Origin of the sequence: Enterobacter sp. R4-368 (assembly GCF_000410515.1) — a bacterium.
GTDB lineage: Bacteria > Pseudomonadota > Gammaproteobacteria > Enterobacterales > Enterobacteriaceae > Kosakonia.
This window is the reverse complement of the sequence record NC_021500.1, coordinates 2,162,616-2,186,185: the sequence shown is the minus strand read 5'-3', so window position 1 is coordinate 2,186,185 and position 23,570 is coordinate 2,162,616. Positions and strand designations below refer to the sequence as shown.

21 protein-coding genes and 1 tRNA gene are annotated in these 23,570 nt (G+C 52.7%); 18 read left to right on the top strand and 4 right to left on the bottom strand.

Annotation, left to right across the window (positions count from 1 at the left end; genetic code table 11):
- Positions 1–3: 3 nt before the first annotated feature.
- The 9 genes from H650_RS10285 (at position 4) to H650_RS10255 (ending at position 9,319) form a co-directional block, all read left to right on the top strand.
- Positions 4–2,340 (top strand): type VI secretion system Vgr family protein, encoded by a 2,337-nt coding sequence (locus tag H650_RS10285; RefSeq protein ID WP_020455199.1) that lies wholly within the window; start codon positions 4–6, stop codon positions 2,338–2,340.
- 2 nt (positions 2,341–2,342) lie between these two features.
- Positions 2,343–3,170, top strand: a complete 828-nt coding sequence (locus H650_RS10280) for a DUF4123 domain-containing protein (RefSeq protein ID WP_020455198.1) — start codon at positions 2,343–2,345, stop codon at positions 3,168–3,170.
- Positions 3,171–3,231: 61 nt separating this feature from the next.
- The gene (locus H650_RS10275) at positions 3,232–3,753 is read left to right on the top strand and encodes a DUF3304 domain-containing protein (RefSeq protein WP_020455197.1); all 522 of its coding nucleotides are present in this window, start codon (positions 3,232–3,234) and stop codon (positions 3,751–3,753) included.
- Positions 3,753–3,911 carry a hypothetical protein gene (locus H650_RS25725; protein WP_020455196.1) on the top strand — a complete coding sequence of 53 codons (159 nt, stop codon included), beginning with the start codon at positions 3,753–3,755 and terminating at the stop codon, positions 3,909–3,911. Before H650_RS10275 ends, H650_RS25725 begins: the two co-directional genes overlap by 1 nt.
- Before the next feature lie 87 nt (positions 3,912–3,998).
- Complete coding sequence (locus tag H650_RS10270; protein WP_020455195.1) at positions 3,999–4,520, top strand: DUF3304 domain-containing protein; 522 nt, start codon at positions 3,999–4,001, stop codon at positions 4,518–4,520.
- Positions 4,520–6,397 (top strand): T6SS phospholipase effector Tle1-like catalytic domain-containing protein, encoded by a 1,878-nt coding sequence (locus H650_RS10265; RefSeq protein WP_020455194.1) that lies wholly within the window; start codon positions 4,520–4,522, stop codon positions 6,395–6,397. The genes H650_RS10270 and H650_RS10265 overlap by 1 nt, the downstream gene beginning before the upstream one ends.
- Positions 6,398–6,684: 287 nt before the next feature.
- Positions 6,685–6,963 carry a hypothetical protein gene (locus H650_RS25720; protein ID WP_189660104.1) on the top strand — a complete coding sequence of 93 codons (279 nt, stop codon included), beginning with the start codon at positions 6,685–6,687 and terminating at the stop codon, positions 6,961–6,963.
- A gap of 90 nt (positions 6,964–7,053) precedes the next feature.
- Positions 7,054–7,503 (top strand): type VI secretion system baseplate subunit TssE, encoded by a 450-nt coding sequence (tssE, locus tag H650_RS10260; RefSeq protein WP_020455193.1) that lies wholly within the window; start codon positions 7,054–7,056, stop codon positions 7,501–7,503.
- Between the two features lie 376 nt (positions 7,504–7,879).
- The gene (locus H650_RS10255; protein WP_020455192.1) at positions 7,880–9,319 is read left to right on the top strand and encodes a VasL domain-containing protein; all 1,440 of its coding nucleotides are present in this window, start codon (positions 7,880–7,882) and stop codon (positions 9,317–9,319) included.
- A gap of 696 nt (positions 9,320–10,015) precedes the next feature.
- Here the strand turns inward: H650_RS10255 and H650_RS10250 are convergent.
- Both H650_RS10250 and H650_RS10245 read right to left on the bottom strand, forming a co-directional pair.
- Positions 10,016–10,091, bottom strand: a tRNA-Phe gene (locus tag H650_RS10250).
- A 105-nt stretch (positions 10,092–10,196) separates the two neighbouring features.
- Positions 10,197–10,913 (bottom strand): DUF554 domain-containing protein, encoded by a 717-nt coding sequence (locus H650_RS10245; protein WP_020455190.1) that lies wholly within the window; start codon positions 10,911–10,913, stop codon positions 10,197–10,199.
- Between the two features lie 399 nt (positions 10,914–11,312).
- On the opposite strand from H650_RS10245, the gene H650_RS10240 reads away from it, so the two are divergent.
- A complete protein-coding gene (locus H650_RS10240) occupies positions 11,313–13,448 on the top strand; it encodes an ornithine decarboxylase (RefSeq protein WP_020455189.1) in 2,136 nt (711 codons plus the stop codon).
- Positions 13,449–13,483: 35 nt separating this feature from the next.
- Here the strand turns inward: H650_RS10240 and H650_RS10235 are convergent, their stop codons facing one another.
- The gene (locus H650_RS10235) at positions 13,484–14,176 is read right to left on the bottom strand and encodes a response regulator (RefSeq protein ID WP_020455188.1); all 693 of its coding nucleotides are present in this window, start codon (positions 14,174–14,176) and stop codon (positions 13,484–13,486) included.
- Positions 14,166–15,803 carry an ATP-binding protein gene (locus H650_RS10230; RefSeq protein WP_020455187.1) on the bottom strand — a complete coding sequence of 546 codons (1,638 nt, stop codon included), beginning with the start codon at positions 15,801–15,803 and terminating at the stop codon, positions 14,166–14,168. The genes H650_RS10235 and H650_RS10230 overlap by 11 nt, the downstream gene beginning before the upstream one ends.
- Before the next feature lie 335 nt (positions 15,804–16,138).
- On the opposite strand from H650_RS10230, the gene H650_RS10225 reads away from it, so the two are divergent.
- From H650_RS10225 to citG, 8 genes are read left to right on the top strand one after another with little or no spacing between them, the layout of a single operon-like run.
- Positions 16,139–17,503 (top strand): 2-hydroxycarboxylate transporter family protein, encoded by a 1,365-nt coding sequence (locus H650_RS10225; protein ID WP_020455186.1) that lies wholly within the window; start codon positions 16,139–16,141, stop codon positions 17,501–17,503.
- Between the two features lie 21 nt (positions 17,504–17,524).
- Complete coding sequence (locus tag H650_RS10220) at positions 17,525–18,388, top strand: fumarylacetoacetate hydrolase family protein (protein WP_020455185.1); 864 nt, start codon at positions 17,525–17,527, stop codon at positions 18,386–18,388.
- Between the two features lie 16 nt (positions 18,389–18,404).
- A complete protein-coding gene (citC, locus tag H650_RS10215; protein WP_020455184.1) occupies positions 18,405–19,424 on the top strand; it encodes a [citrate (pro-3S)-lyase] ligase in 1,020 nt (339 codons plus the stop codon).
- A gap of 17 nt (positions 19,425–19,441) precedes the next feature.
- Positions 19,442–19,735, top strand: coding sequence for a citrate lyase acyl carrier protein (gene citD, locus H650_RS10210; protein WP_020455183.1), 294 nt, complete (start codon positions 19,442–19,444; stop codon positions 19,733–19,735).
- Positions 19,732–20,607, top strand: a complete 876-nt coding sequence (gene citE / locus H650_RS10205) for a citrate (pro-3S)-lyase subunit beta (RefSeq protein ID WP_020455182.1) — start codon at positions 19,732–19,734, stop codon at positions 20,605–20,607. The genes citD and citE overlap by 4 nt, the downstream gene beginning before the upstream one ends.
- 10 nt (positions 20,608–20,617) lie before the next feature.
- A complete protein-coding gene (citF, locus tag H650_RS10200; RefSeq protein ID WP_020455181.1) occupies positions 20,618–22,144 on the top strand; it encodes a citrate lyase subunit alpha in 1,527 nt (508 codons plus the stop codon).
- Positions 22,141–22,680: a citrate lyase holo-[acyl-carrier protein] synthase gene (gene citX / locus H650_RS10195; RefSeq protein WP_020455180.1), complete on the top strand. Its 540-nt coding sequence runs from the start codon at positions 22,141–22,143 to the stop codon at positions 22,678–22,680. The genes citF and citX overlap by 4 nt, the downstream gene beginning before the upstream one ends.
- A complete protein-coding gene (gene citG / locus H650_RS10190) occupies positions 22,658–23,485 on the top strand; it encodes a triphosphoribosyl-dephospho-CoA synthase CitG (RefSeq protein ID WP_020455179.1) in 828 nt (275 codons plus the stop codon). The genes citX and citG overlap by 23 nt, the downstream gene beginning before the upstream one ends.
- Positions 23,486–23,570 lie beyond the last annotated feature (85 nt).

Here is a 23,570-nt window from a genome sequence, read left to right as displayed (position 1 = left end):
ACCATGGCGAAGGATAACTGGCTGGCACTGTTCGACGGGCAAACCCGCTACACGCTTGAGATAAATGACAGCCGGGTAAAACCCGACGTGCTGAATTTTTACGGGCGTGAGGCGCTGAGTGCGCCATCGAAATGGCGCATTGAGTTCACCACGTCGCAAAGCGATGTGGCGGCAGACGATGTACTGCTGAAATACGCCACGCTGCGCATGCTCAGCGGGCGGAAAGTCCACGGCGTGATCACGGCGTTTGAATGGCTGGGTTCGACCGTTGACCAGACGTACTACAGCGTGACGCTCTCATCCCGCCTTGCGCTGCTTTCGCATACCCGGCGCTGTGCGGTATACCAGAACCTTTCCGTACCGGAGCTGGTGGCACAGGTGCTGCGTAATCATGGTCTGGAAGGTGCGGATGTTGAGTTTCGTCTGCAGAAGCGTTATCCGCAGCGCGAGCTCATCACTCAGTGGCGTGAAAGTGACCTGCAATTTATCCGGCGAATTCTTTCAGAAGTCGGTATCTGGTTCTGTACCGGGGGGAATGATGTCACCGGGCTGGACACGGTGACCTTTGCCGACGGTCAACAGTTCTACCAGTATGGTCAGCATTTGCCGTACGAAGAACCGTCTGCGTTATATGACGGTGCGGCCGAATCGGTATGGGGTCTGCGCACCTGGCATAACACGGTGACCGGGATGGTGCGTACGCGGGACTACAACTACCGCAAGGCAGGCACGCCGATGGATTCTGCTGTCAGCGTCAGAAACAATGCCACCACCATCGGTGTACACTACCGCTACGCCGGGCCATTTCTTGAAGTGGGCGAAGACAGCGCCATCGAACCGGAAACGGAAAGCGGGGCGTTTTATGCCCGACTTCACCACGAACGCGAACTGAATAAATCGACCAGGCTGCACCTGTTCAGCAACGCCGTCGGGTTGATGCCGGGTATGGTGCTGGAAGCAGACGGCAGCAACCTTAACGACCTGAAAGACGGCATGCTGATGACGCTTATCACCTATCGCGCCGCCCGCGACACGCGCTTGCATGTGTCAGTATGGGGAATGCCGTACAGCGAACAGTTCTGCTTCCGGCCACAGGAGGAACCCCGGCCACACATCCACGGCACGTTGCCGGCGCGTATTGAAAGCCGGGAGCAGGGCGATATCTATGCCTGGCTGGACAATCAGGGCCGTTACCGGGTGAAGATGGACTTCAGCCGCGAAGATGCGGAGCCGGGCTACAACTACCTGTGGATACGCCAGGCGAAGCCCTGTTCCGGCGACACTTACGGCTGGCACACGCCGCTGACTGACGGCACGGAAGTTGGAATTGCCTATGAAGACGGTGATATCGACCGCCCGTATATTGCCCACGCCTTCCACGATTCAGAACATCAGGACATCGTCACCCGCGATAACCGCAGCCAGAACATCCTGCGCACGGCAGCAGGCAACGAGCTACGAATGGAAGACCTGCGTGGGCAGGAACATATTGCACTCACTACGCCATTCGGCGACACACAGCTCAACCAGGGCCATATCTCTGATGAGCAGAGCAAACAGCGGGGCTCCGGTTTTGAACTCAGAACGGATGAATACGGCGTCATCCGCGTGGCGAAAGGACTGTTTATCACCGCTGACGGTCAGCAGAAGGCGGTGGGGGAGGTGCTGGACATGGAAACGGCGCTGAAAGAAATCGACGTCTGCCTGCAGCAACTGAAAGCTCTGGCCGCTGCCGCAGAGCAGGCGCAGGCACTTGAAGCCGATATTGCCAGCCAGAAAGCGATGTTCGACCAGCGCCTGAAACCGCTGAACGGGATGATTCATTCCCATGGCCCGCAAGGCGTGGCCTTCACCAGCGGCGAACATCTGCAACTGGCTGCTGGTCAGAATGTGGCAGTGAACGCGGGGGGAGATTTCAGCAGCGGAGCGATGGGGAATGCGGCAATTCTGGCCGGAGAAGGTGTCGGTCTGTTCGCACGAACGGGTTCACTGACGCTGAACGCCAGCGAAGGTCCGGTGCAGATCCAGGCACAGAACGGCGCAATGCACTTATCCGCAGAACAAAAGCTGAGCCTGATATCAGCGAGCGACATACTGTTCGCCGGTAAGAAGAAGGTGACGCTGATCGGCGGCGGCAGCTATCTCGTCATCGACAACGGGAAGGTAGAGTACGGCACGGATATGACCTATACGCGGAGGATAAAGCGGACGCATCATACCGTGCCTGCAGCACAGCCAATGGATTTCCCGGAAATTAGTCCGACGATAATGGATAAAATATGTATTCCGTGCCTGTTAAAAGCCATTCAGGCTAATGATGCCATAGTGCAGGGAGCCTAAAGATGGATACCACTGAGCTGTTGGCGGCATTACCTGTTAAAAGTGAGGAGAACCTCTGCCTGCTGTTTGAAGCTGGTGCACAGCCGGAGGCGGATTTTCTGAGATTTAAATCGCAACATCAAAACAGGCTGCATTCGCTGTATATCCACCCACAGTTGATGGAGTTTCAGAACTATGGCCCCTGGCTGCTGGAATTGAATGATCAAGAGCACTTAAAGGGTTATCTGGATACATTGCCAGGTTGTGTTGCTGTGATTATCTCAACCCGCTATCCACCTTCGCTGGCCGTGCAGTTGTCCCGAGGATGTACCATCGTGTCGCCCGAAGGAACGGCGGCACTGGTGCGCTTCTACGCCAGCCATGTTATTACCATACTCGCACAGTGTGCAGACCATGACTGGCACGCTTATCTGTTCCGCGGTATCACGAAATGGTGGTTACCTGGTGAAACGCAGTGGCAGTTGCTCAGCATTACTGCCTCTGAAATTGCATATCCAGAAGATCATGTTATCCGGCTCGGGAAAGTCACCTGGCAGCAAATAGCGGATAAACATGAAGTGACCAGCGTGCTGAACGAATGGCAGAAAATGCCGACCAGCAAGGCGTTTCCACCATGCGTACAGCATTCGATGGTGATAAAAGCGCTGAAGAAGAGTGAAACGGCAGGGCTGTTTACCCCGGTGGATCAGAAAGTCTATGCGCTTTATTACCTCAATGGTGGAAAGGCTAAGCTGGAATCAGATTCGCTCAAAGCTGTATTACCGAATGTTATCAGTGGAGCGCGGTCGCTGGCAGACGTGTTGGCTAACCATATGGATGAAAAGCCCTGAATACCCATGCATATATAAAACCGGAAAACACTGGGTACTGGGTAAAAATGGAATATAAAGAATGGGATTATTTAAACTGTTCAGCAAGGTTGATAACGCTGTAAATCGCGGCTATGCCCGTTGGGGAAAATGGATTTGGGCAGCGCTGATCGCGCCTTTTATTATTTACGGTGCCTGTATTGTCTGGGCGTCAGTCTGGGGGCCGCCAGTCGGGCCGGTCACGCTAATTATTCACAGTGAAATTGACCGGCCAATTCTGGGATTTAGTGTTAATGGTGTGGGAGGGGCGAATGCCTTTGCCCATGGTGGTGGTGGTGCTACTTGCTGCGGCAGTATCAGCGGGAAGACGGCCGAAGTTATCTGGACGCTGGACATCACCCATGAACAGTATCTCAAAGGGATGCGCCTGGAAAAGCGTCGTGTCGTGATGCCATTACCGGAACGAAAGTGGGGGGAGAACGATTTGCATGTTCACTTTTTACCCGGAGATAAAGTTCTGCTGGGCTGGAGTGATAATGCCTGGTCACCTTATGAAAAACGTCCCGATATTCCCGGAAAAGCTGTAAAGCAGGAGCACAACTGATGGATATCGAAAGCATTATTGCAGCTGCGAACCGGGCGCAACAGGCAGAGGATGCCGGGTTGGGAAATAATTCAAGTATGTGGCCTGTTGATGCTCTTCACCGCAATAGTAATTTGGATGCGTTATCAGTTGAGCGTGGTCGCTGGCAGACGTGTTGACTTGCTATAAGGATTAATAGTCCTGATACCCACACAGATATATAAAACAGCAAGCTCAGGGTGTTTGATAAAAATGGAATATAAAGAATGGGATTATTTGAACTGTTCAGCAAGGTTGATAACGCTGTAAATCGCGGCTATGCCCGTTGGGGAAAATGGATTTGGGCAGCGCTGATTGCGCCTTTTATTATTTACGGTGCCTGTATTGTCTGGGCGTCAATCTGGGGGCCGCCAGTCGGGCCGGTCACGCTAATTATTCACAGTGAAATTGACCGGCCAATTCTGGGATTTAGTGTTAATGGTGTGGGAGGGGCGAATGCCTTTGCCCATGGTGGTGGTGGTGCTACTTGCTGCGGCAGTATCAGCGGGAAGACGGCCGAAGTTATCTGGACGTTGAGTACAACCCGGGCTCAATACAATGCTGGAATGCGCAGGGAAACTCGACGTGTCGTGATGCCATTACCGGAACGAAAGTGGGGGGAGAATGATCTGCATGTTCACTTTTTACCCGGAGATAAAGTTCTGCTGGGCTGGAGTGATAATGCCTGGTCGCCTTATGAAAAACGTCCCGATATTCCCGGAAAAGCTGTAAAGCAGGAGCACAACTGATGGATATCGAAAGCATTATTGCAGCTGCGAACCGGGCGCAACAGGCAGAGGATGCCGGGCTGGGAAATTGTTCACGTACCTGGCATGTTGGTTTCTTTTTTGATGGGATTCACCGCAATATTGATCAGGATGCATCAGAGCAACGCCTTAGCAATGTGGCGCGCTTATTTAGAGCATTTCCTGAAAAGAAGCAAGATACCACGCTAAATACTCATAATAAATTTTATTTATCAGGTCTTGGAACGCCATTTAATGAGGAGTTGGCTGAGAAGATTCACACGATTATGGATGTTGCTCAAAGCTCTGTGCTGGATGATCTCAAGGATCAACCCAAAGACATGGCGAAAGATATTGGCAAAGAGTTAATTAAGGGGGGCAATTGGTGGGAGATCCTAAAAGATTCAGGGAAAAAACTAATTACTCCCGCTGAGTGGAAAAAACTGACGAGTGATACTGCTAAAAATGCAGTAAAGAAAGTCAGTATCGAGGCAACCCCTTGGTTGCGTGACAATCCCGTTATTGCCGATATGTTAGTTACGGGAGTCGATACCCGGATAAATTCTGCAAAGGCTCGCTTTGAGCGTTTTTTTGAGCAAGCTAAAGTTAATAGTCCGGTACCCATTAAATTAATTTCCATGTCTTTTTATGGCTACGATCTCGGTGCAACTCTCGCACGCAAATTTATCGATATGTTGTTAGCTGATATTTTTCAGAAACAGGGCGAGAAATACTTCTATCAAAACATTCCCGTAGATATTGTTTTTGCTGGTTTGTTTGACTGTGCCCGGCATACACCTGCCAGTAATAATAATGGTGTCGGCTGGTTTGTATCAGCATTTGGTGGGCCTGTAAAAGGTATCAGTGTTTTACTGGGTGATAAATCTATTGATCAGGAGTCTGCATTACCCGTTACGGTTAAAAATGCACTGCATCTGGTCGCTGCTCATGAAAATCGCCCCTGGCGTAGCCTTTATTGCCTGGGGGGGAGTAATGATAAACATCAGGAAGAGTTGCTACCCGGCAGTTCAGAGGATGTAGGTGGTGGCCTGAAACCGAATGAACAAAAACCGAGCGCGGAACTCTGTCGGGTTGCATTACACCGGATGTATCGTGCAGCAACCATGGCCGGGGTTCCTTTTCCAGACTTACGTACGCTCGATCAAACTGATACTGATGTTGCTGCCTATTTCGTTATGCAGGATAACGTTAATAACAAGTCTGTCGCTCAGTGGACCCAAGTTTATCAGCAAGCCATCCCTTTTAAATCCGTCGATGTCGATGCGCAAAACCATCATCTGGATAGTTATATCGAGTGGCTGGGACGACAATATTATCAATACCGTAGTGAATGTATTAAGTATGAAAAACAGCGCGGGGATTCTTTGGCTTTAGCTGGTGCATCCGCCGGGTTACTCGGTATTTCACCGCAGTCCAGAGTTACGGCTGGTCGCTATCAGAATGAACTTGATGTGTTGCATAAAAACTGGGGATGGCTGGAAGATATCCATGACGCTGCAGTAAAAATGAGAAACAGCATGGAAGGCAATCTTGATGATAAACGCCTCCTGATCGCACCTGATGTCTATGGACCGGCATTGAGGAGAGCGAGACGATTCCTCGATTATGCGCATGCTGCTTTTCTGAACCAGCCACAACCTTTTCCTGAAGATACAGCGCCGCCTGAAATGTATGCCTGGTTTGTTCACGATATTCAAACAGTGGAAAGAGGTGCAGCGATTTCGCAGGATTTTCTTGTTATTCGTTCGATGGAACGTCCCGAAGTGGAGTCTTTTTTGCCCGACGCCAGCGCCACGCCTGGCCATTGTCAGGCTTTCTCGCCATCAAGCGGCTACAACTGTAAATCAACCCGGAAGTGAGACTGGCCTGGAAGCGATGTTTACATGGGCCAGTGGCAGGAGAATATTGAGAGCTGCAGGGCACTTTTGTGCAGCCAGTGCGGCGGGTTACATTAATTAAAAGTAATATATTGATTTTTTTTTGGAAAAAATATTGTGTTGCTGAATGAATTCCTGTTGCACAATTTAACGCCATTTCAAAAATGCATCGTTATATCCATTCATTTTTATCTCTGGAGAAAGACAATGTATATGCTTTTTCGACTTGATTTATGATAAAGCCATAAGAACTATCAGCCGTTGAGCAAGTGATTGGATTATTTTGCGGAAGTTTAACGGAAGAGAAAAATACCTTTGCCGATCATGGTAAAACCCTCATTTTCTATAAATTTAAAGAATTTGCACAGGTCATTGTAATATTGATCGCCAATGATAATAACTTTATCGCCTGCCTTTGTGAAAAAGGCTTAGAGCTACCAGCACCAGAAAATGTATTTCCAGATAGGAATTGGGGTTGTTATGGTAGTTTGCAAGGCGATATGGCGTTTTGGTTAGATGTATACTGGAGACTTTTTCTAATAGTTTAACGAGGGGGGAAGGAATTCACTATCCGAATGAAAAAATTTTCTGAAGATAAAATTTAATTTATTAAATATCATAGGTAATTAATAATAAACATGGCAAATAGTTCACCTTCATTATATGAAACGCTTTACGGTAATTTCACCGGCGGGCTTGATCTCCATCAGGTCAATGAACAAAACCAGGCAATTTTGTCTGTGCTCGATAATATGCAACGTATCCTCAATTGTCGCGCCGGGACGCTGAAGCATCTGCCGGATTATGGATTACCGGATATGACAAAAATTCTTCAGGGTATGCCGGGTACTGCTCACCAGTTGTTGCAGGTATTTTCTGACGTGCTACTCAAATACGAGCCGCGCCTGAAAAAAATAACCGTTGTGCTTCTCGATCAGGAAATCCCCGGTGAACTGCGCTACGCCATTGATGCTGAACTTAATGGTATTGGCCTGGTACGCTATGGCACAGTGTTTATGCCTGAGGGGCGTGTTTTGCTTCGTCATCTTAAACAACAGCAGTATCTTGATGAGACAGATAAATTATAAGGATTTAGGGTTGGGGATATTTTTACTCAGAATCTATGTGCCGACACAGCATCATTATCTTTTATTCAATAAAGCCGCAATAATATGCAAGGGTAAGACATTGTTAGCGTAATTAATATCTTAATGGTGCGCCTGAGATAATACTCATCGTTCAATTTCTTTTATAAAAGAGACTCATCGCCTCCAGTCCGCAGGCGCGTATTACTTCGTTAATTAAACTGGCAGACACCGTTTATAAAGGTGTTGCTGCATCCTGGGTTTTATAGTGCTGATCTGGCAGTACAACAGTATCCGCAATATTTCGAACATGCAGAAAACGAAGCTGTATAAACAATAATCTTCCACCGTTGTAGACCCATCAGATGGATACCTGGTCATGAATGACATTTCCCCCCGTAAAATCAAAACCGGTTGCGACCCGCGTACTCTTGCGGATTATGCCATCCTGCGCGATGAGTTGAGCAAACTGACCCATCCGGCGCGCCCGGACGTGAACTGGCGGTATGTAGAAAAACTCTGTCTCTCATTGTTTGAGCAAAATGGCGTGGAATTGCAAACGGCCGCCTGGTATACGCTTGCCCGGACTCAACTGGCCGGATTATTCGGTCTGAATGAAGGGCTGGCAATACTGGAGGCCCTGATAAGCCATCAGTGGGGAGTGCTCTGGCCGCAGCCTGTACACGCCCGCATGGAAATCCTCTGTAATCTGAGTCAGCGCCTGCAGCAACGGATGCGTACGCTACCGCTGAACTACAGCGATCTCAGCCAGCTATACCGGGCGGAACAACTGCTAACGAGTCTCGGCGCGGTGCTACAGCGCCTGGAGTTAAAACATCTGAGCCAGCTCGATACGTTGCGATCGATGATACATAACAGTGCTGTTCGGCTGGAAAATAGTGACGGCGCATCCGACTCTGGTGCAACTATTCAGGCTGGTATCGTGCTGCCTGCGCCAGTAATGAATAGCGCCGGAATATTAAGCGATGCTCTGCCGGGTATTCCTGTTACCGAAAAGCGCGAACCGGCCAACACGGTAAATTGGGTTTATGTTGCCCATCCCGAACATCAGCCGAACGTGGATGTACTGACGGCGATACCGGTACAGGTAAAAAAGTGGAAACCTTTTGCTGCCGGGATGTGGACCATGCTGATAATAAGTGCGGCGACGGTGTGGGGCTGGCATGCCTTGCATCAAGTTGACCCGTTACAGACTCAGCTTGCTGCATCGCTGGCACCTTTTCCTGCAATACTCACGCCCGCGCAACTTGATACGCTGCGTCAGCACGCTTCCATACCGCAAACCATGTTCACAGCTACGCAGCAGCAGCTCGTGCGCTTAGGTCAGTTGCCACCGGACTGGAATATTGACTACAGCCGTCAACTGGTCGAGCAGGCGCAGTCGCTCTGGCCTGAACAGGCGAAACCACTGGCACAACGGTGGTTTCGGCAGTTGAACGCAGCCAGCGTACCGACAGAAAATTTGAGTGGCTGGCATCAGGGGATGACGAAGTTACAGCAACTGAGTAACCGGCTGAGTGGGCTGGATGGGCACAAGGGTAAATACATGACGGTCAGTGAGCTGAAGTCATCCGTCTTTGGCATGATGACTAGCTTTCAGCAGACTGAACCGACGGAGGAACAGCTTCGTCAGATTAATTTATTGCCCGTCGGTTCTCCTCTGCGTCAGCAACTTATCCGGCAACTGGAACAGCATCTCCGGGCACAGATTTATACACTGGGGCAGATGAAAAACAGCGCACCTGTAACGAAGTTGCTGCGCGAACAAGCGGTAAATCCCAGCCCCCTGAACGATTAAGGCAACGACTTTTGGTGAGGAGTATGATGGCCGACTCTCCATGCAGAAGGTTGCGCCATATTTGGCAACGTTTAAGTGCGGTGTAACAAGAGCGACCTTTTACCCGGGGTTGATAATGAGTTGGATCTGATGGGCTGCTGCACTGATTTTGGGGCTGGGGCAGTTTGACCAGGAGTTCAAAAAGCGCAGGGAATTCAGGTGGGGCTATTTATATTCGCAGTGATTTTTTATAAACCTATTTGCGCACCGTAACACAGCAATTGTTACTGATTATGGCTGTGCGGTGTTACGGGAACCTTCTGGTTAATCCTGTTTTTTCGTTGCGTTATCCGCTTTCGTATTACGCTTTTTTTTCAGCGCCATATAAATAAAGGTAACCAGTGCTGCCCCGATGATAAACCCTAATGTATGCATGATTTAACCTTTCCTTCAGTTTCATACTGTTCGCAGGAGCGTGACTGAACGCCCTGCGAGCGTGTTTTTTCGCGACAAAATCCTGGCACAGATTTCGGTGTTATTCGACAACTTTTAACGATCGTTCTTAAAAGGCAGGGGCGCGTCCTTTATCCAACGTGCTTTGCATTATCAGTTCTGAATGGAGCGTGAGGTTCGCAGCGAATAATCGAACGCAGTTCGATGGAGAGCCCGTATCCCCAAAAGCAAAAACCCGCCTTTTGGGCGGGTTCTTTAAATTAGTGGTGCCCGGACTCGGAATCGAACCAAGGACACGGGGATTTTCAATCCCCTGCTCTACCGACTGAGCTATCCGGGCAACGGGGCGCATTAAACCTGATTCGCCGCGCTCCGTCAACGAAATTTCTTCAATTCGTTGCGGACTGCACAATCTATCACCACTTTGTGCATAATGCACGTTCGCTCAGGCAAAAAATGCTGTCCACAGGGCAGAAATCGGCATCGCGATCACCAGCGCGGGCAGCATATTCGCCACGGCAAACATCTTAATGCCGCAGATGCGCAACCCGGTCGCCAGCAGCAGAATGCCGCCTACGGCGGTGAAATCGCCCATCATTGCGGGCGTGGTCAGCGGCAGGATCAGCGTTGCGCAGGTGGCGAGGGTAAGCTGGATAATCAGCATCGGCACGGAAATCATCGCGACAGCAAAACCGAGTGAAGTAGCGAAAATCACGGCGGTAAAGAAATCGAGAAAAGCTTTGGCGATAAGAATACTTGGATCGCCGGTCATCCCTTCACGCATGGCGCCAAAAATCCCGGTGCCGCTGGCACAGAACAGAATAATGATTGCCACCAGGCTCTGAATAAACGACTCGTGAGCACTGTTGGCATCACCATCTTTGCGTTTTTGCAGCAGGTTACGTAGCGCGTTAACACCACCGCTGATACCGCGCTCGACGTAACAAAGCTCGCCAATCAGCGTACCGACAAGCGTGGCGAGCACCATCACCGGCAAATTCACGCATTTGATCACCAGCAAAATACCGATACCCAGCGATGCAAGGCCGAAAATCGAAGGCATGGAGGAACGGATACGCTCGGGGAGGCGGTGGCTGAGCAACGCGCCAAGGGTGCCGCCAATTAATACCGCAGCGGCGTTAATAAAAGGACCGATAAGCACGAGTCACTCCTGTGTTTCACATAACTGAATAATATGCCGCGTAGAATAGCATTTTTATGCGCGACCACGTCCGGCCTGGTTGCGCCTCTTTAGGAAAGGTGACATGATTGCGCGAATTTTATTCCGCCTTACGGGAGCCGCCAGATGACGCATATGACTGCTGTTTGTCACGCATTTTGCACCTGCATGCCTTCGCGCACCCGTATCATTTTCCCCCATACTTCACTCACCATGCGGTGAGGTTAACGCACGCTCACTGTAGGACAACAGTAAGATCAGAAGCTGTCTGCTTTTACTGATGTCTGGCGGTCGGAGCTGGTTCCAGTCAGACACGTTCGTTGGGCGAAGCAACTGCTTTGTCCGGGGTCTTTTACTCCCCTGAAACGGGTATTCGTGCTTATGAAATCAATGAAAATTGCCGTCAGCCGCGAGCTGATATCTGCGCTTTCCACCCACCGCGAAGTGGTGACGCTGGACAGTACCGATTTTACGGATGTGGCGGCAGTCGTCATGACATTAGCGGAGAGTCGCAGCGGCATTCTTGCGTTACTCAAACGGACGGGGTTTAACCTGCCGGTTTTTTTGTTCACTCAAGAGCCGGAGAGTGCGCCGCAGGGCGTGACAGCGGTGATCGGCGGTAAAGATCAGGACTGGCTGGAGCTTGAAACCGCCGCCTGTGACTATGAAGACAATCTGTTGCCGCCATTTTTCGATACGCTGCGCCAGTATGTCGAAATGGACAACAGCACGTTTGCCTGCCCCGGTCATCAGCACGGCGAGTTCTTTAAAAAGCACCCGGCGGGCCGCCAGTTTTACGAATTCTTCGGCGAGAACGTTTTTCGCGCCGACATGTGCAACGCCGACGTCAAGCTTGGCGATTTACTGATCCACGAAGGTTCGGCCAAGCACGCGCAGAAGTTTGCCGCGAAGGTGTTCAATGCCGACAAAACCTATTTTGTATTGAACGGCACTTCTGCCGCCAACAAAGTGGTGACCAATGCGCTGCTAACGCGGGGCGATCTGGTGCTGTTCGATCGTAATAACCATAAATCCAACCATCATGGTGCGTTGATCCAGGCCGGTGCAACGCCGGTCTATCTGGAAGCGGCGCGTAACCCGTTTGGTTTTATTGGTGGCATTGACGATCACTGCTTTGATGAGGGTTATCTGCGCGAGCTGATCCGCGAAGTCGCGCCGGAAAAGGCAGACCAGCCGCGCCCGTTCCGTCTGGCGGTGATCCAGCTTGGGACTTACGACGGCACGATCTACAACGCACGGCAGGTGATCGACAAGATCGGCAGTTTGTGCGACTACATTTTGTTTGATTCGGCGTGGGTAGGGTATGAGCAATTTATCCCGATGATGGCCGACTGCTCGCCGCTGCTGCTGGAGCTAAACGAGAATGATCCGGGCATTTTTGTCACCCAGTCGGTGCATAAGCAGCAGGCCGGGTTCTCACAAACCTCGCAGATCCACAAAAAAGATAACCATCTGCGCGGACAGACACGTTTTTGCCCGCATAAGCGGCTGAACAATGCCTTTATGCTACATGCGTCAACCAGCCCGTTTTATCCGCTGTTTGCCGCGCTGGACGTGAATGCCAAGATCCATCAGGGCGAGAGCGGACGACGGCTGTGGGCAGAATGTGTGGCGCTGGGTATTGAAGCGCGCAAAGCGATCATCGCGAACTGTAAAATGATCAAACCCTTTGTACCGCCGGAGATCGCCGGACGGCCGTGGCAGGATCACCCGACGGAAGTGATCGCCCGCGAGCGGCGCTTCTTCAGCTTTGAGCCGGGTGATAAATGGCACGGTTTTGAAGGTTATGCGCACGAGCAATATTTTGTTGATCCCTGCAAGCTGCTGTTGACCACGCCAGGCATCGATGTGGAAACGGGCGAATATACCGAGTTTGGTATTCCGGCCACCATTCTGGCGCATTACCTGCGTGAAAATGGCATTGTGCCGGAGAAGTGCGATCTCAACTCGATCCTGTTCCTGCTGACGCCAGCCGAAAGCGCCGAGAAGATGGCGCAGCTGGTAGCGATGCTCGCCCAGTTCGAACAACATATTGAAGATGACACGCCGCTGGCCGATGTGCTGCCAACCATCTTTAATAAATATCCGGTGCGTTATCGCGACTATACGCTGCGTGAGCTGTGCCAGGAGATGCACGATCTGTATGTGAGTTTTGACGTAAAAGATCTGCAAAAAGCAATGTTCCGCAAAGCCAGCCTGCCAGCGGTCGTGATGAACCCGCAGGATGCAAACAGTGAGTTTATTCGCGGCAATGTTGAGCTGGTGCGCATCAGTATGGCGGAAGGGCGCATCGCCGCCGAAGGTGCGCTGCCCTATCCGCCGGGCGTGCTCTGCGTGGTGCCGGGAGAAGTGTGGGGCGGAGCGGTGCAGCGCTATTTCCTCGCGCTGGAAGAGGGCGTCAATCTGCTGCCGGGCTTTTCACCGGAGCTACAGGGCGTTTATTCCGAGACCGACACCGACGGCATCAAACGCCTGTACGGCTATGTACTGAAGTAGACTTTAGCCCCTCAACCGCACGGTGAGGGGCCATCTCACGCAGCCACCCGGCGGTACATGCGCCTCGGGTGGCCAATTTTCCCGTACTGCATCTCCACCGCCAGAAACCCGGCTTCCACGCAGTGTTCCAGATAGCGCCGGGTGGTGGTTTTGCTCAACCCCGTTTCGCTCACCACTTCATCGACGGAAAAACAGCGCGCGATCTCGTCGGCAAACAGTTTCTGAATCAGCGCCAGCGTACTCTCTTCAATGCCTTTACTGCCGTTATCCTGGCGGAAATTTTTTGCCTGTAACTGGTAAAGTGAGTCCACGTTCTGCTGGTCGACAATTTTCCACACGCGTTGCTGCTCGGCGAATTGCACAAAGCGCTCAAGCGACTGGCTCAGCCGCTTCCACGACACGGGTTTGAGGATATAGTCGAACGCGCCATTGCGGATCGCCTGGCTACAGGTGTCCATATCGCTGGCGGCGGTAATAAAAATCACCGAGCAGTTCGCGCGAATAATCTGCGGATCGTTAATAAGGGTAATGCCTTTGCCATCCGGCAAATAGTTATCCAGTAACACTAACTGCGGCTGCATGTTGCTCAATAACTCGCGGGCTTCGGCAAGCGACGAGGCAATACCAACCAGGCGCAGGCGCGGGTGTTTGCTGACCAGTTCCGCATTAAGCTGCGCAAGCGTGTTTTCATCTTCTACTATCAGCACGTCTATCAGTTCATGTTGCATAATTCTGATCTTCCAGGGTCGGCACGGGACGCGGTACGTTACCCGTTTCAGGAATAAACAAAGAGAAAATTGTGCCGCGAGGCGTGTTAGCGGAGACTTCAATCGATCCGCCCACCTGCGTGACATAGCTGGCGATCAGGTACAGACCAATGCCATGATCGCCACTGCGCTTGGTGGTCATCCCGCGTTCAAAAATATGATCGCGAATCGCCGGATCAATGCCGATACCGCGATCCGCCACTTCAATAATCAACTCCCGTTCGTTCAGCAAAATCAGCACTTCAACCGGTTCGTGAGGCAGCGTGGCTCGCTGGGTTGCTTCAATCGCGTTATCCAACAGATTACCGATGATGGAGATAAGCTCCGCTTCACCCAACAACCGGCAGGCTCTGTCCATCTGACACAGCGGATCAAAGGCCAGTTCGACACCTTTTTCACGGGCGCGCGCCGCTTTCCCCAGCAGCAAACCGCACAGCGTGGGTGAGCTAAAGCGCGAAGAGATAAAATCCAGCAACTCCTGCGCATGCTCTGACTGCGCCTGAATGTAGCGCACGGCTTCATCGTAGCGCTCCATATGCAGCAGGCCAGAGAGCGTGTTCATGCGGTTGAGTTGCTCATGGCGCATAATGCGCAGGTTATCAACGTAGCGCTTCACCTGGCTGAGTTGCGCGCTCAGCGTGTCTATCTCGTTGCGATCGCGAAAGGTAATCACCCAACCCTGCAATTTATTCTCCAGCATGATGCGTACCCGGCTGGCAATCACCGTTAACTGATTAAAACGGCAAATCTCATCATGCGTGTCGTTTTCCAGCATCATCGAACGGTCAAAAAACGGCACCGGGGCAATGACTTCATCGATAGTTTGCCCGCGCAGCTCGCGCGTCGGCTGGCTTAACCCCAGAAGTTTGCGTGCGGCCTGATTGATCACTTCAATGTGCAGTTCGCTGTCAATCGCAATCACCCCTTCGTAGATCGATTCCATCATCGCTTTTTGTTGGCGCACCAGCAGGCCAATCTCCCGCGGCTCAAGGGAGAAGATCTGTTTTTTAATGCTGCGGGTAAAGAACCAGGAAAAAATAAACAGCGCTGCCAGCAGCAATACAGCGGCAATAAAAATGTTGATCACTTTACCGAGCGTGATGGTATCGAGATAACTGGTCAGATACCCCACTGACACAATCCCGATAACGCGCCCGGCATCATCAAAAATCGGCGCTTTACTACGTAACGAAATACCCAGCCCGCCTTTGCGGATAGTGGTGATGCTTTTCCCGTGCAACACCTCGGTATTATCGTCACCCACTAATGTTTTTCCGACCACATCAGAATGGACTGAATGAAATAAATGCAGGCCTTTGTCATCGCCAATAACAATAAAGCTTGCGTCGCTATGCGCCACCACTTTATGCATAAATTGCGCGATGGCTCGAATATCTTTATTGGCAACCGATTGGCGTAAATTCGGAATAATCGCTATTTCCTCAGCCTGTATTTTTGCCCGGGCACTCATTTCCTGATATAGCTGACGGCCGACATCCTTATAATAATAAACGCCAAGCAGAACGAACAAACCGGAGAAAAAAAGCACCAGCGAAATAAAAAGTTTGATTTGGAAAGAGACTTTCATGACGGTTCGCACAGCAGCCAGCAAAGCGCCAATGTAGCATCTTTTTGCGCACGCGTACGCAGTTTACTGGAAACTTGTGATCCCTTGCACAGCCAGCGCTGAAGCGGAAAAATGGTCTGTTAAATATTCTTTTTTGGAAATGTTATTAACTTGTGTTTCTATTTAAAAAAACCATAAAAACCACGCCAATAATTAAGGCGTAAATCACACAAAATAAAAGAAACCATAAAAACCATAGGAGCCATTAAAACTCCGGTTTTAATATGCTATTCCTCACATAAAGTACGCATTTAGCCCTTTACTCTACAGGCACAAAATAACCAAGGGGCTTAATTATGAGCACAACTGACGATTCATTCTCTGTTACCTCTGAATCGCTGGCGATTCAAAAAACATCACTGAAGGATAAGTGGTGGCACATTATGGATACGTGGAAAGTTGGGATTATTCCACTGCCATTATTCCTGCTGGCCGGTGCGTTAATTGCTATCGATTGTCTTGGCGGCAAGTTGCCGAGCGATATCGTCGTGATGGTGGCGACGCTGGCGTTCTTCGGCTTTGCCTGCGGTGAGTTCGGCAAACGTCTGCCAATCGTCGGCAAACTGGGCGCAGCGGCGATTTGTGCCACCTTTATTCCTTCAGCAATGGTTTATTACGGTTTGCTGCCGGACGTGGTGGTCGAGTCCACAACGAAATTCTACAAATCAACCAACATACTCTATCTCTACATCTGCTGCATCATTGTCGGCAGTATCATGAGCATGAACCGCACCACCCTGATTCAGGGTTTCCTGCGTATCTTCTTCCCGATGGTTTGCGGCGAAGTGGTTGGCATGCTGGTGGGGATGGGCGTAGGCCTGGCGCTGGGTATGGAACCGTTCCAGATCTTCTTCTTTATCATTCTGCCAATCATGGCGGGTGGTGTAGGTGAAGGTGCGATTCCGCTCTCCATTGGTTACGCCACGCTGCTGCACATGGATCAGGGCGTCGCGCTGGGCCGTGTACTGCCGATGGTGATGCTGGGCGGTCTGACCGCAATCATTATTTCCGGCTGCCTGAACCAGTTGGGTAAACGCTTCCCGCATCTGACCGGCGAAGGCCAACTGATGCCTAACCGCAGCAACGGTGATGAACAAGCGGCGGCTGCCCCTGCGTTTTCCGGTAAAACTGATGTTACTACCATCGCGGCGGGCGCACTGCTGGCAGTATTGCTGTACATGATCGGCATGCTCGGCCACAAACTGATTGGCCTGCCTGCACCGGTCGGCATGCTGTTTGCCGCCGTGCTGGTTAAGCTGGCGCACGGTGTTTCTCCGCGCCTGCTGGAAGGTTCTCAGGTGGTGTACAAATTCTTCCAGACCTCTGTGACTTACCCAATCCTCTTCGCCGTGGGCGTTGCCATTACGCCGTGGGAAGAGCTGGTTCACGCTTTCACTCTCGATAACTTGCTGGTGATCGTGAGTACCGTTTCCGCACTGGTTGCCACTGGTTTCTTCGTAGGTAAAAAGATTGGCATGCATCCGATTGATGTCGCCATCGTTTCCTGCTGCCAGAGCGGCCAGGGTGGTACAGGGGATGTTGCCATCCTGACTGCCGGTAACCGTATGAGCCTGATGCCGTTTGCACAGATTGCCACCCGTATTGGCGGTGCGATCAACGTGTCGGTATCGCTGCTGGTTCTTGGCAATTTCCTCGTCTGATTAAGCACTACAGGAACTGATATGAAACTCGCAAGCTTTGTCCATCAGGGGGTCCGTAGCTACGGCATCGTCAAGGCTGATGGCGTCATCAATCTGGGTCAGCGTCTGGGAGACCGCTACGGTGATTTGAAATCGTTGCTCGCGGCCGACGCGCTGAGTGAGGCACAACAGCTGAGTGGTGAAGCGACGGATCTGCGCTTTGACGATCTCAACTTCCTGCCGGTTATTGAAAACCCGGGGAAAATTCTCTGCGTCGGCATGAACTACGCCGAAAAACGCAAAGAGTTCGATCAACATAACCCGGCACCGACGCTGTTTGTGCGCTTCGCCGACTCGCAAACCGGGCATAACGCGCCGGTGCTGAAACCGCGCCACTCCAGCGAATTCGACTACGAAGGTGAGCTGGCGGTGATCATCGGTAAAGGTGGCGAAAACATCTCTCGTGACGTGGCGTTAAGCCATGTCGCAGGTTACAGCTGCTATATGGATGGCTCTGCGCGTGACTGGCAGCACACCTGGTTCACCGCCGGGAAAAACTGGCGGCAAACCGGCGCGTTCGGCCCTTGGATGACCACGGCCGATGAGATCCCCGATCCGCATCAGCTCACGATCCGCACATGGTTGAATGGCCGCATGGTGCAGGACGACAACACCGCCAGCATGATCCACAAGGTCGCCGAGCTTATCGAGTACATCAGTACCTTTACCAGCCTGACGCCGGGCGACGTCATCATCACCGGCTCACCGGGCGGCGTTGGTAAAAAACGCAATCCGCCGCTGTTTATGAAAGCAGGCGATCGCATCGAAGTGGAGATCGAAAATATCGGTCACCTCAGCAATGTGATCATTGATGCGCCAGCCCATGCGCTGACAGCAGCGCACTAAGGACGAAGGCAATACGATGCAAGCACGACCCTCCATCGACTTCCGCGTTGCGGAAGTCAACGGCAATACTCAACGGCTGGCCTCTATCCGCGCGTTGCTCGCTGACAGTGGTTTAGGTATGGACAGCGATATCACCACCTTCGTTGAAGCCTGGTCGGGAAACCGGCTGGTGGGTTGTGCAGGTCTCGCCGCCAACGTCATCAAGTGTGTAGCGGTTGAAGAGCAGTTGCGTGGGGAAAACCTCAGTGCGCGGCTGCTGGCAGAAGTTGAGCATCTGGCGCTGGCGCGTGGACATTTTCATCTGTTCCTGTGCACGCGCCCTTGCAATCGTGAGCGTTTCCAGCACAGCGGCTTTTGGCCGGTTGCCCAGAGCGGCAACAATGCGATATTGATGGAAAATACACCGTCTGGCATTCAGCGTTACTGCCGCACGTTGCAGGCGCGCCGCGTTGCCGGAAAGCGCATTGGCTCTATTGTGATGAACGCCAATCCCTTCACGCTTGGCCATCGGCATCTGGTGGAGCAGGCTGCACAGGCCTGCGACTGGCTGCACCTGTTTGTGGTGCGGGAAGATGCCTCGTTCTTTCCTTTCTCCGCACGGCTGAAAATGGTGAAGGCGGGCGTGGCGCATCTGCCTAATGTCACGGTTCACGAAGGCTCTCAGTACATTATTTCCCGCGCTACCTTTCCGGCCTATTTCCTCAAAGAGACCGGCAAAGTGCAGCAGGCGTGGAGCGAAATCGACCTGCTCATCTTCCGTAACCATATTGCCCCGGCGCTCGGTGTTACCCACCGCTTTATCGGCAGCGAGCCGTTTTGCGATATCACCCGCCAGTACAACCAGACTATGCATCAGTTGCTGGCAGGTTCAGTCGAGGTGGTGGAAGTTCCGCGCATTAAAGCGACCGGCACCGCCATCTCTGCTTCGGAAGTGCGCCGTTTACTTAAAACACACCAGTTTTCCCGTATTCGGGAAATTGTACCGGATACCACTTTTGCGCACCTTGAGTCTCATTACAGCGCGGAAGTCGCTTAAAAATCAGGAAAATAACTATGAAAATTGTAAGGGAGGCGCTGGCCGGGACGATGGAGTCCAGCGACCTGATGGTGAAAATCGCCCCCGCAGAAGGCGAGCTGGATATTGTTATCCATAGCGAGGTGATGAAGCAGTTCGGCGATCAAATCCGCAAGGTGGTGGATGCCACGCTGCGCGCGATGGAGGTCCGCCAGGGCTTAATCATCATTGAAGACAAAGGCGCACTGGACTGCGTAATCCGAGCCCGTCTGCAAAGCGCCATTCTGCGCGCCGCCGAAGGCACCGAAATCGACTGGGGGAAACTGCTGTGAAAAAACTACGTCGTAGCATGCTGTTCCTGCCAGGCGCCAACGCCGCCATGCTCTCCACCGCTTTTATCTACCGCCCTGATTCGATCATGTTCGACCTGGAAGACGCGGTAGCGCTGCGTGAAAAAGACACCGCGCGCCTGCTGGTGTTCCACGCGCTGCAACACCCGATGTATCAGGATATGGAAACCGTGGTGCGTATTAACCCACTGAACACGCCGTTTGGCCTGCCTGATCTGGAAGCGGTAGTGCGCGCCGGTGTTGATGTAGTACGCCTGCCGAAAACCGATACCCCGGAAGATATCTACGAGCTGGAACGTCACCTGGAGCGCATTGAACTGGCCTGCGGGCGCGAAGTGGGATCAACCCGCATAATGGCGGCGATTGAGTCGGCGGTTGGCGTCATTAACGCCGTCGCGATTGCGCGCAGTTCGCAGCGCTTAATTGGTATCGCGCTGGCCGCGTTTGACTACGTGATGGATATGCAAACCGAACGTGGCGACGGCACCGAGCTGTTCTACGCGCGCTGCGCTGTGCTGCACGCCGCGCGTGCCGCCGGAATTGACGCGTTCGACGTGGTGTGGTCAGACGTCAATGATGAAGCCGGTTTCCTGCGTGAAGTCGATCTGGTGCGCAAAATGGGTTTCAACGGCAAATCGCTGATCAACCCACGCCAAATCGATCTGCTGCATAACGCCTATGCGCCAACCCAGCAGGAAGTCGACCACGCGAAAGTGGTTATCGAAGCGGCGGAAGAGGGCGAACGCAATGGCCTCGGCGTGGTTTCGCTGAACGGCAAAATGATTGACGCCCCGATTATTAATCACGCGCAGATGGTGCTGGAACGTGCAGCTGCGTCCGGCGTGCGTCGTTAAGGACAGAACAATGAATCAAACAGAGCTTCTTCACGTTAATTTTCCCCATCTGCGTGATTTAAAACCCTTTGAAAGCGCGCATGCGGCAACACCGTGGCTGGCGGATATCAACACCAAACACACGCGCAAACTGTGCGCGACGCTGGAAGACGCGATTGCCCGCAGTGGTCTGAAAGACGGCATGACCATCTCTTTCCACCACGCATTTCGCGAAGGCGATCGTGTGATCAACAACGTCGTGGCAACGCTGGCGCGTCTGGGATTTAAAAACCTGACGCTGGCTTCCAGCTCGCTGATGACCTGCAACGATGCGCTGATCGAGCATATTCAGAATGGTGTGATCTCACGCATTTACACCTCCGGGATGCGCGGCAAGCTGGCGGATGCAATCTCTCACGGCCTGATGGCGGAACCGGTTCAGATCCACTCACACGGCGGCCGCGTGAAGCTGTTGCAGGATGGCGAGCTGAACATTGATGTCGCTTTCCTCGGCGTGCCGTGCAGCGATGAGTTCGGTAACGCCAACGGCACTCAGGGGAAAACCTGCTGTGGCTCGCTGGGTTACGCGATGGTGGACGCGCAGTTCGCCAAAAAAGTGGTGTTACTGACCGAAGAGCTGGTGCCGTTCCCGAACATGCCTGCGAGCCTTGGTCAGGATCAGGTTGATCTGATCGTGCAGGTAGAAAGCGTGGGCGATCCGGCGAAAATCAGCGTCGGTGCGGCCCGCGTCACCAGCAATCCGCGCGAGCTGATGATTGCCCGCTACGCGGCAGATGTCATTGAACATTCGGGGTATTTCAAAGACGGTTTCTCCATGCAGACCGGCTCCGGCGCAGCAGCGACCGCAGCGACGCGCTTCATGGAAGAAAAAATGGAGCGCCACGGGGTGAAAGCCCGCTTCGCGCTTGGCGGCATCACCGGTAGCCTGGTGGATCTGCATGAGAAAGGGCTTATTGAAAAACTGCTGGATACGCAGTGTTTCGATGGCGAAGCGGCGGCTTCGCTGCGCCGTAACCCGAATCATGTCGAGATCTCTACTAACGTCTATGCCAACCCGGGCGGTAAGGCTGCCAGCTGCGATCAACTGGATGTGGTGATCCTCAGCGCGCTGGAGATCGATGTCGACTTCAACGTTAACGTCATCACCGGTTCTGATGGCGTGATGCGTGGCGCATCCGGCGGTCACTGCGATGTCGCGGCAGCTGCCAACCTCACCATTGTCGTGGCTCCTTTGCTACGCAGCCGCATTCCAACCGTTGTAAAACGCGTGACCACGTTGCTGACGCCAGGGGAAAGCATCGACGTGCTGGTCACCGATCATGGTATTGCTGTTAACCCGGCGCGTCCGGATATTCGCGAGCGTTTGCTGGCGGCGGGCCTGAAAATCGTCGACATCGAAGCGCTTTATCAGCGTGCGATTTCACTGACCGGCGAACCGAAACCGATCGCTTTTACTGACCGCATTGTTGGTGTGATCCGCTATCGTGACGGCAGCGTGATCGATGTGGTTCGTCAGGTTAAAGAGGACAATCTATGACCACACTGACGCCCGTGAGAGCGGGCGTCAGCCTCGAAGCGCTGCTGGCGGCTAAAGATAGCCGCGCGGCGCGTCAGGCTGACTGGCTCACTCATTATCAACAACCCGTTATTTCGCTGACGCTGGTTACCCCCGGAGCGGTAAAAGACAGTATTCGTTACCGCAATACCATGGGCGTGGCACTCCAGGCCTGCGACCAGTTGTTGTGGCAAAACCGCTGGCGCGTGCTGGACAGGCAGGTATTGTGGCTGCCAACCGGCGCAGAAGCGTTGTGGTGCGTGGAGCACCCGGCGGTGGAAATCAAAGCGCAGTGCGTGGAGATGGAACAGACCCATCCGCTTGGCAGATTGTGGGATTTCGATGTGTTTTGCCCGAAAGCAGGGCAGGTGGGGCGACATTCGCTGGATCTAAATACTCGCCGCTGTCTGGTATGTGATGAACCTGCACACGGCTGCGCCCGTTCGCGTCGCCATTCGTTAGAAGATGTAGTGGCTCGCGTGGAGAAATTAATTGATGGCTGGTTTGCTCGCGACTAAATCCGCCATTGCTGATGTGCCTGAGCTTGCGGCGCAGGCGTTGCGTCTTGAGCTGGATTTAACCCCCAAACCGGGGCTGGTGGACAGAGCCAATAACGGCTCGCACCAGGATATGGATCATGCGCTGTTTTTAAAGAGTATTGCGGCGATTACGCCGTGGTTCAGGGTCTTTGCCGAAGCAGGAAAAAACCATGCGCAGAAATCGGCCAGCGAGCAGCTACGGCTGCTGCGCCCGATGGGTATCGCCTGCGAGCAAGCGATGTTCACGGCGACAGGGGGCGTGAACACCCATAAGGGCGGCATTTTTTCGCTTGGTCTGCTCTGTTTCGCCGCCGGGCGTTTGCAGGGACAAGAGCGCAGGGTTAGCGCTGACGCGCTTTGCCAGCAGGTCAGTGAAATCTGCTGTGGATTAGTGGCGCGTGAGCTTGATGGTCGCCCACAGGCTATCACGGCGGGTGAAAAACAGTTTCGCCAGTATGGGCTGACGGGGGCACGCGGTGAAGCCGAGCAGGGGTTTATCACTGTGCGCCGCGCGGTGTTGCCGTTCTGGCATCAGGAGCAAGGGGAGCGGCGGTTACACAATGCGCTGCTGCGCCTGATGGCCGCGAACCGCGACAGCAATCTGGTATCTCGCGGCGGTATTGAAGGGCTGCACTACGTACAGGATTATGCGGCGAGGTTGCTGGTAACTGGCTGGGATAGCGACGCGCTGCGCGAAATGGATCGGGCGTTAATGGCTCGTCGGTTAAGCCCCGGCGGGAGTGCCGATCTGCTGGCGGTGGCCTGGGTTCTTGCCGGGCTGTAAGTAGGTTATAAAAAATCATCTGTATAGCAGATGGTATTGATCGCGCCCAGGAGGCGAGCGCTAAAAGCATTAATAAAAGCCTCAG

Coding starts and splice junctions, on each gene's coding strand:
- H650_RS10220 (WP_020455185.1), top strand. CDS start 17,525: ATGAAACTCGCAAGCTTTGTCCATCAGGGGGTCCGTAGCTACGGCATC.
- H650_RS10285 (WP_020455199.1), top strand. CDS start 4: ATGGCGAAGGATAACTGGCTGGCACTGTTCGACGGGCAAACCCGCTAC.
- H650_RS10225 (WP_020455186.1), top strand. CDS start 16,139: ATGAGCACAACTGACGATTCATTCTCTGTTACCTCTGAATCGCTGGCG.
- H650_RS10235 (WP_020455188.1), bottom strand. CDS start 14,176: ATGCAACATGAACTGATAGACGTGCTGATAGTAGAAGATGAAAACACG.
- citG (WP_020455179.1), top strand. CDS start 22,658: ATGGCTGGTTTGCTCGCGACTAAATCCGCCATTGCTGATGTGCCTGAG.
- tssE (WP_020455193.1), top strand. CDS start 7,054: ATGGCAAATAGTTCACCTTCATTATATGAAACGCTTTACGGTAATTTC.
- H650_RS10280 (WP_020455198.1), top strand. CDS start 2,343: ATGGATACCACTGAGCTGTTGGCGGCATTACCTGTTAAAAGTGAGGAG.
- H650_RS10240 (WP_020455189.1), top strand. CDS start 11,313: ATGAAATCAATGAAAATTGCCGTCAGCCGCGAGCTGATATCTGCGCTT.
- H650_RS10255 (WP_020455192.1), top strand. CDS start 7,880: ATGAATGACATTTCCCCCCGTAAAATCAAAACCGGTTGCGACCCGCGT.
- citX (WP_020455180.1), top strand. CDS start 22,141: ATGACCACACTGACGCCCGTGAGAGCGGGCGTCAGCCTCGAAGCGCTG.
- H650_RS25725 (WP_020455196.1), top strand. CDS start 3,753: ATGGATATCGAAAGCATTATTGCAGCTGCGAACCGGGCGCAACAGGCA.
- H650_RS10230 (WP_020455187.1), bottom strand. CDS start 15,803: ATGAAAGTCTCTTTCCAAATCAAACTTTTTATTTCGCTGGTGCTTTTT.
- H650_RS10265 (WP_020455194.1), top strand. CDS start 4,520: ATGGATATCGAAAGCATTATTGCAGCTGCGAACCGGGCGCAACAGGCA.
- H650_RS10275 (WP_020455197.1), top strand. CDS start 3,232: ATGGGATTATTTAAACTGTTCAGCAAGGTTGATAACGCTGTAAATCGC.
- citF (WP_020455181.1), top strand. CDS start 20,618: ATGAATCAAACAGAGCTTCTTCACGTTAATTTTCCCCATCTGCGTGAT.
- H650_RS10270 (WP_020455195.1), top strand. CDS start 3,999: ATGGGATTATTTGAACTGTTCAGCAAGGTTGATAACGCTGTAAATCGC.
- citD (WP_020455183.1), top strand. CDS start 19,442: ATGAAAATTGTAAGGGAGGCGCTGGCCGGGACGATGGAGTCCAGCGAC.
- citC (WP_020455184.1), top strand. CDS start 18,405: ATGCAAGCACGACCCTCCATCGACTTCCGCGTTGCGGAAGTCAACGGC.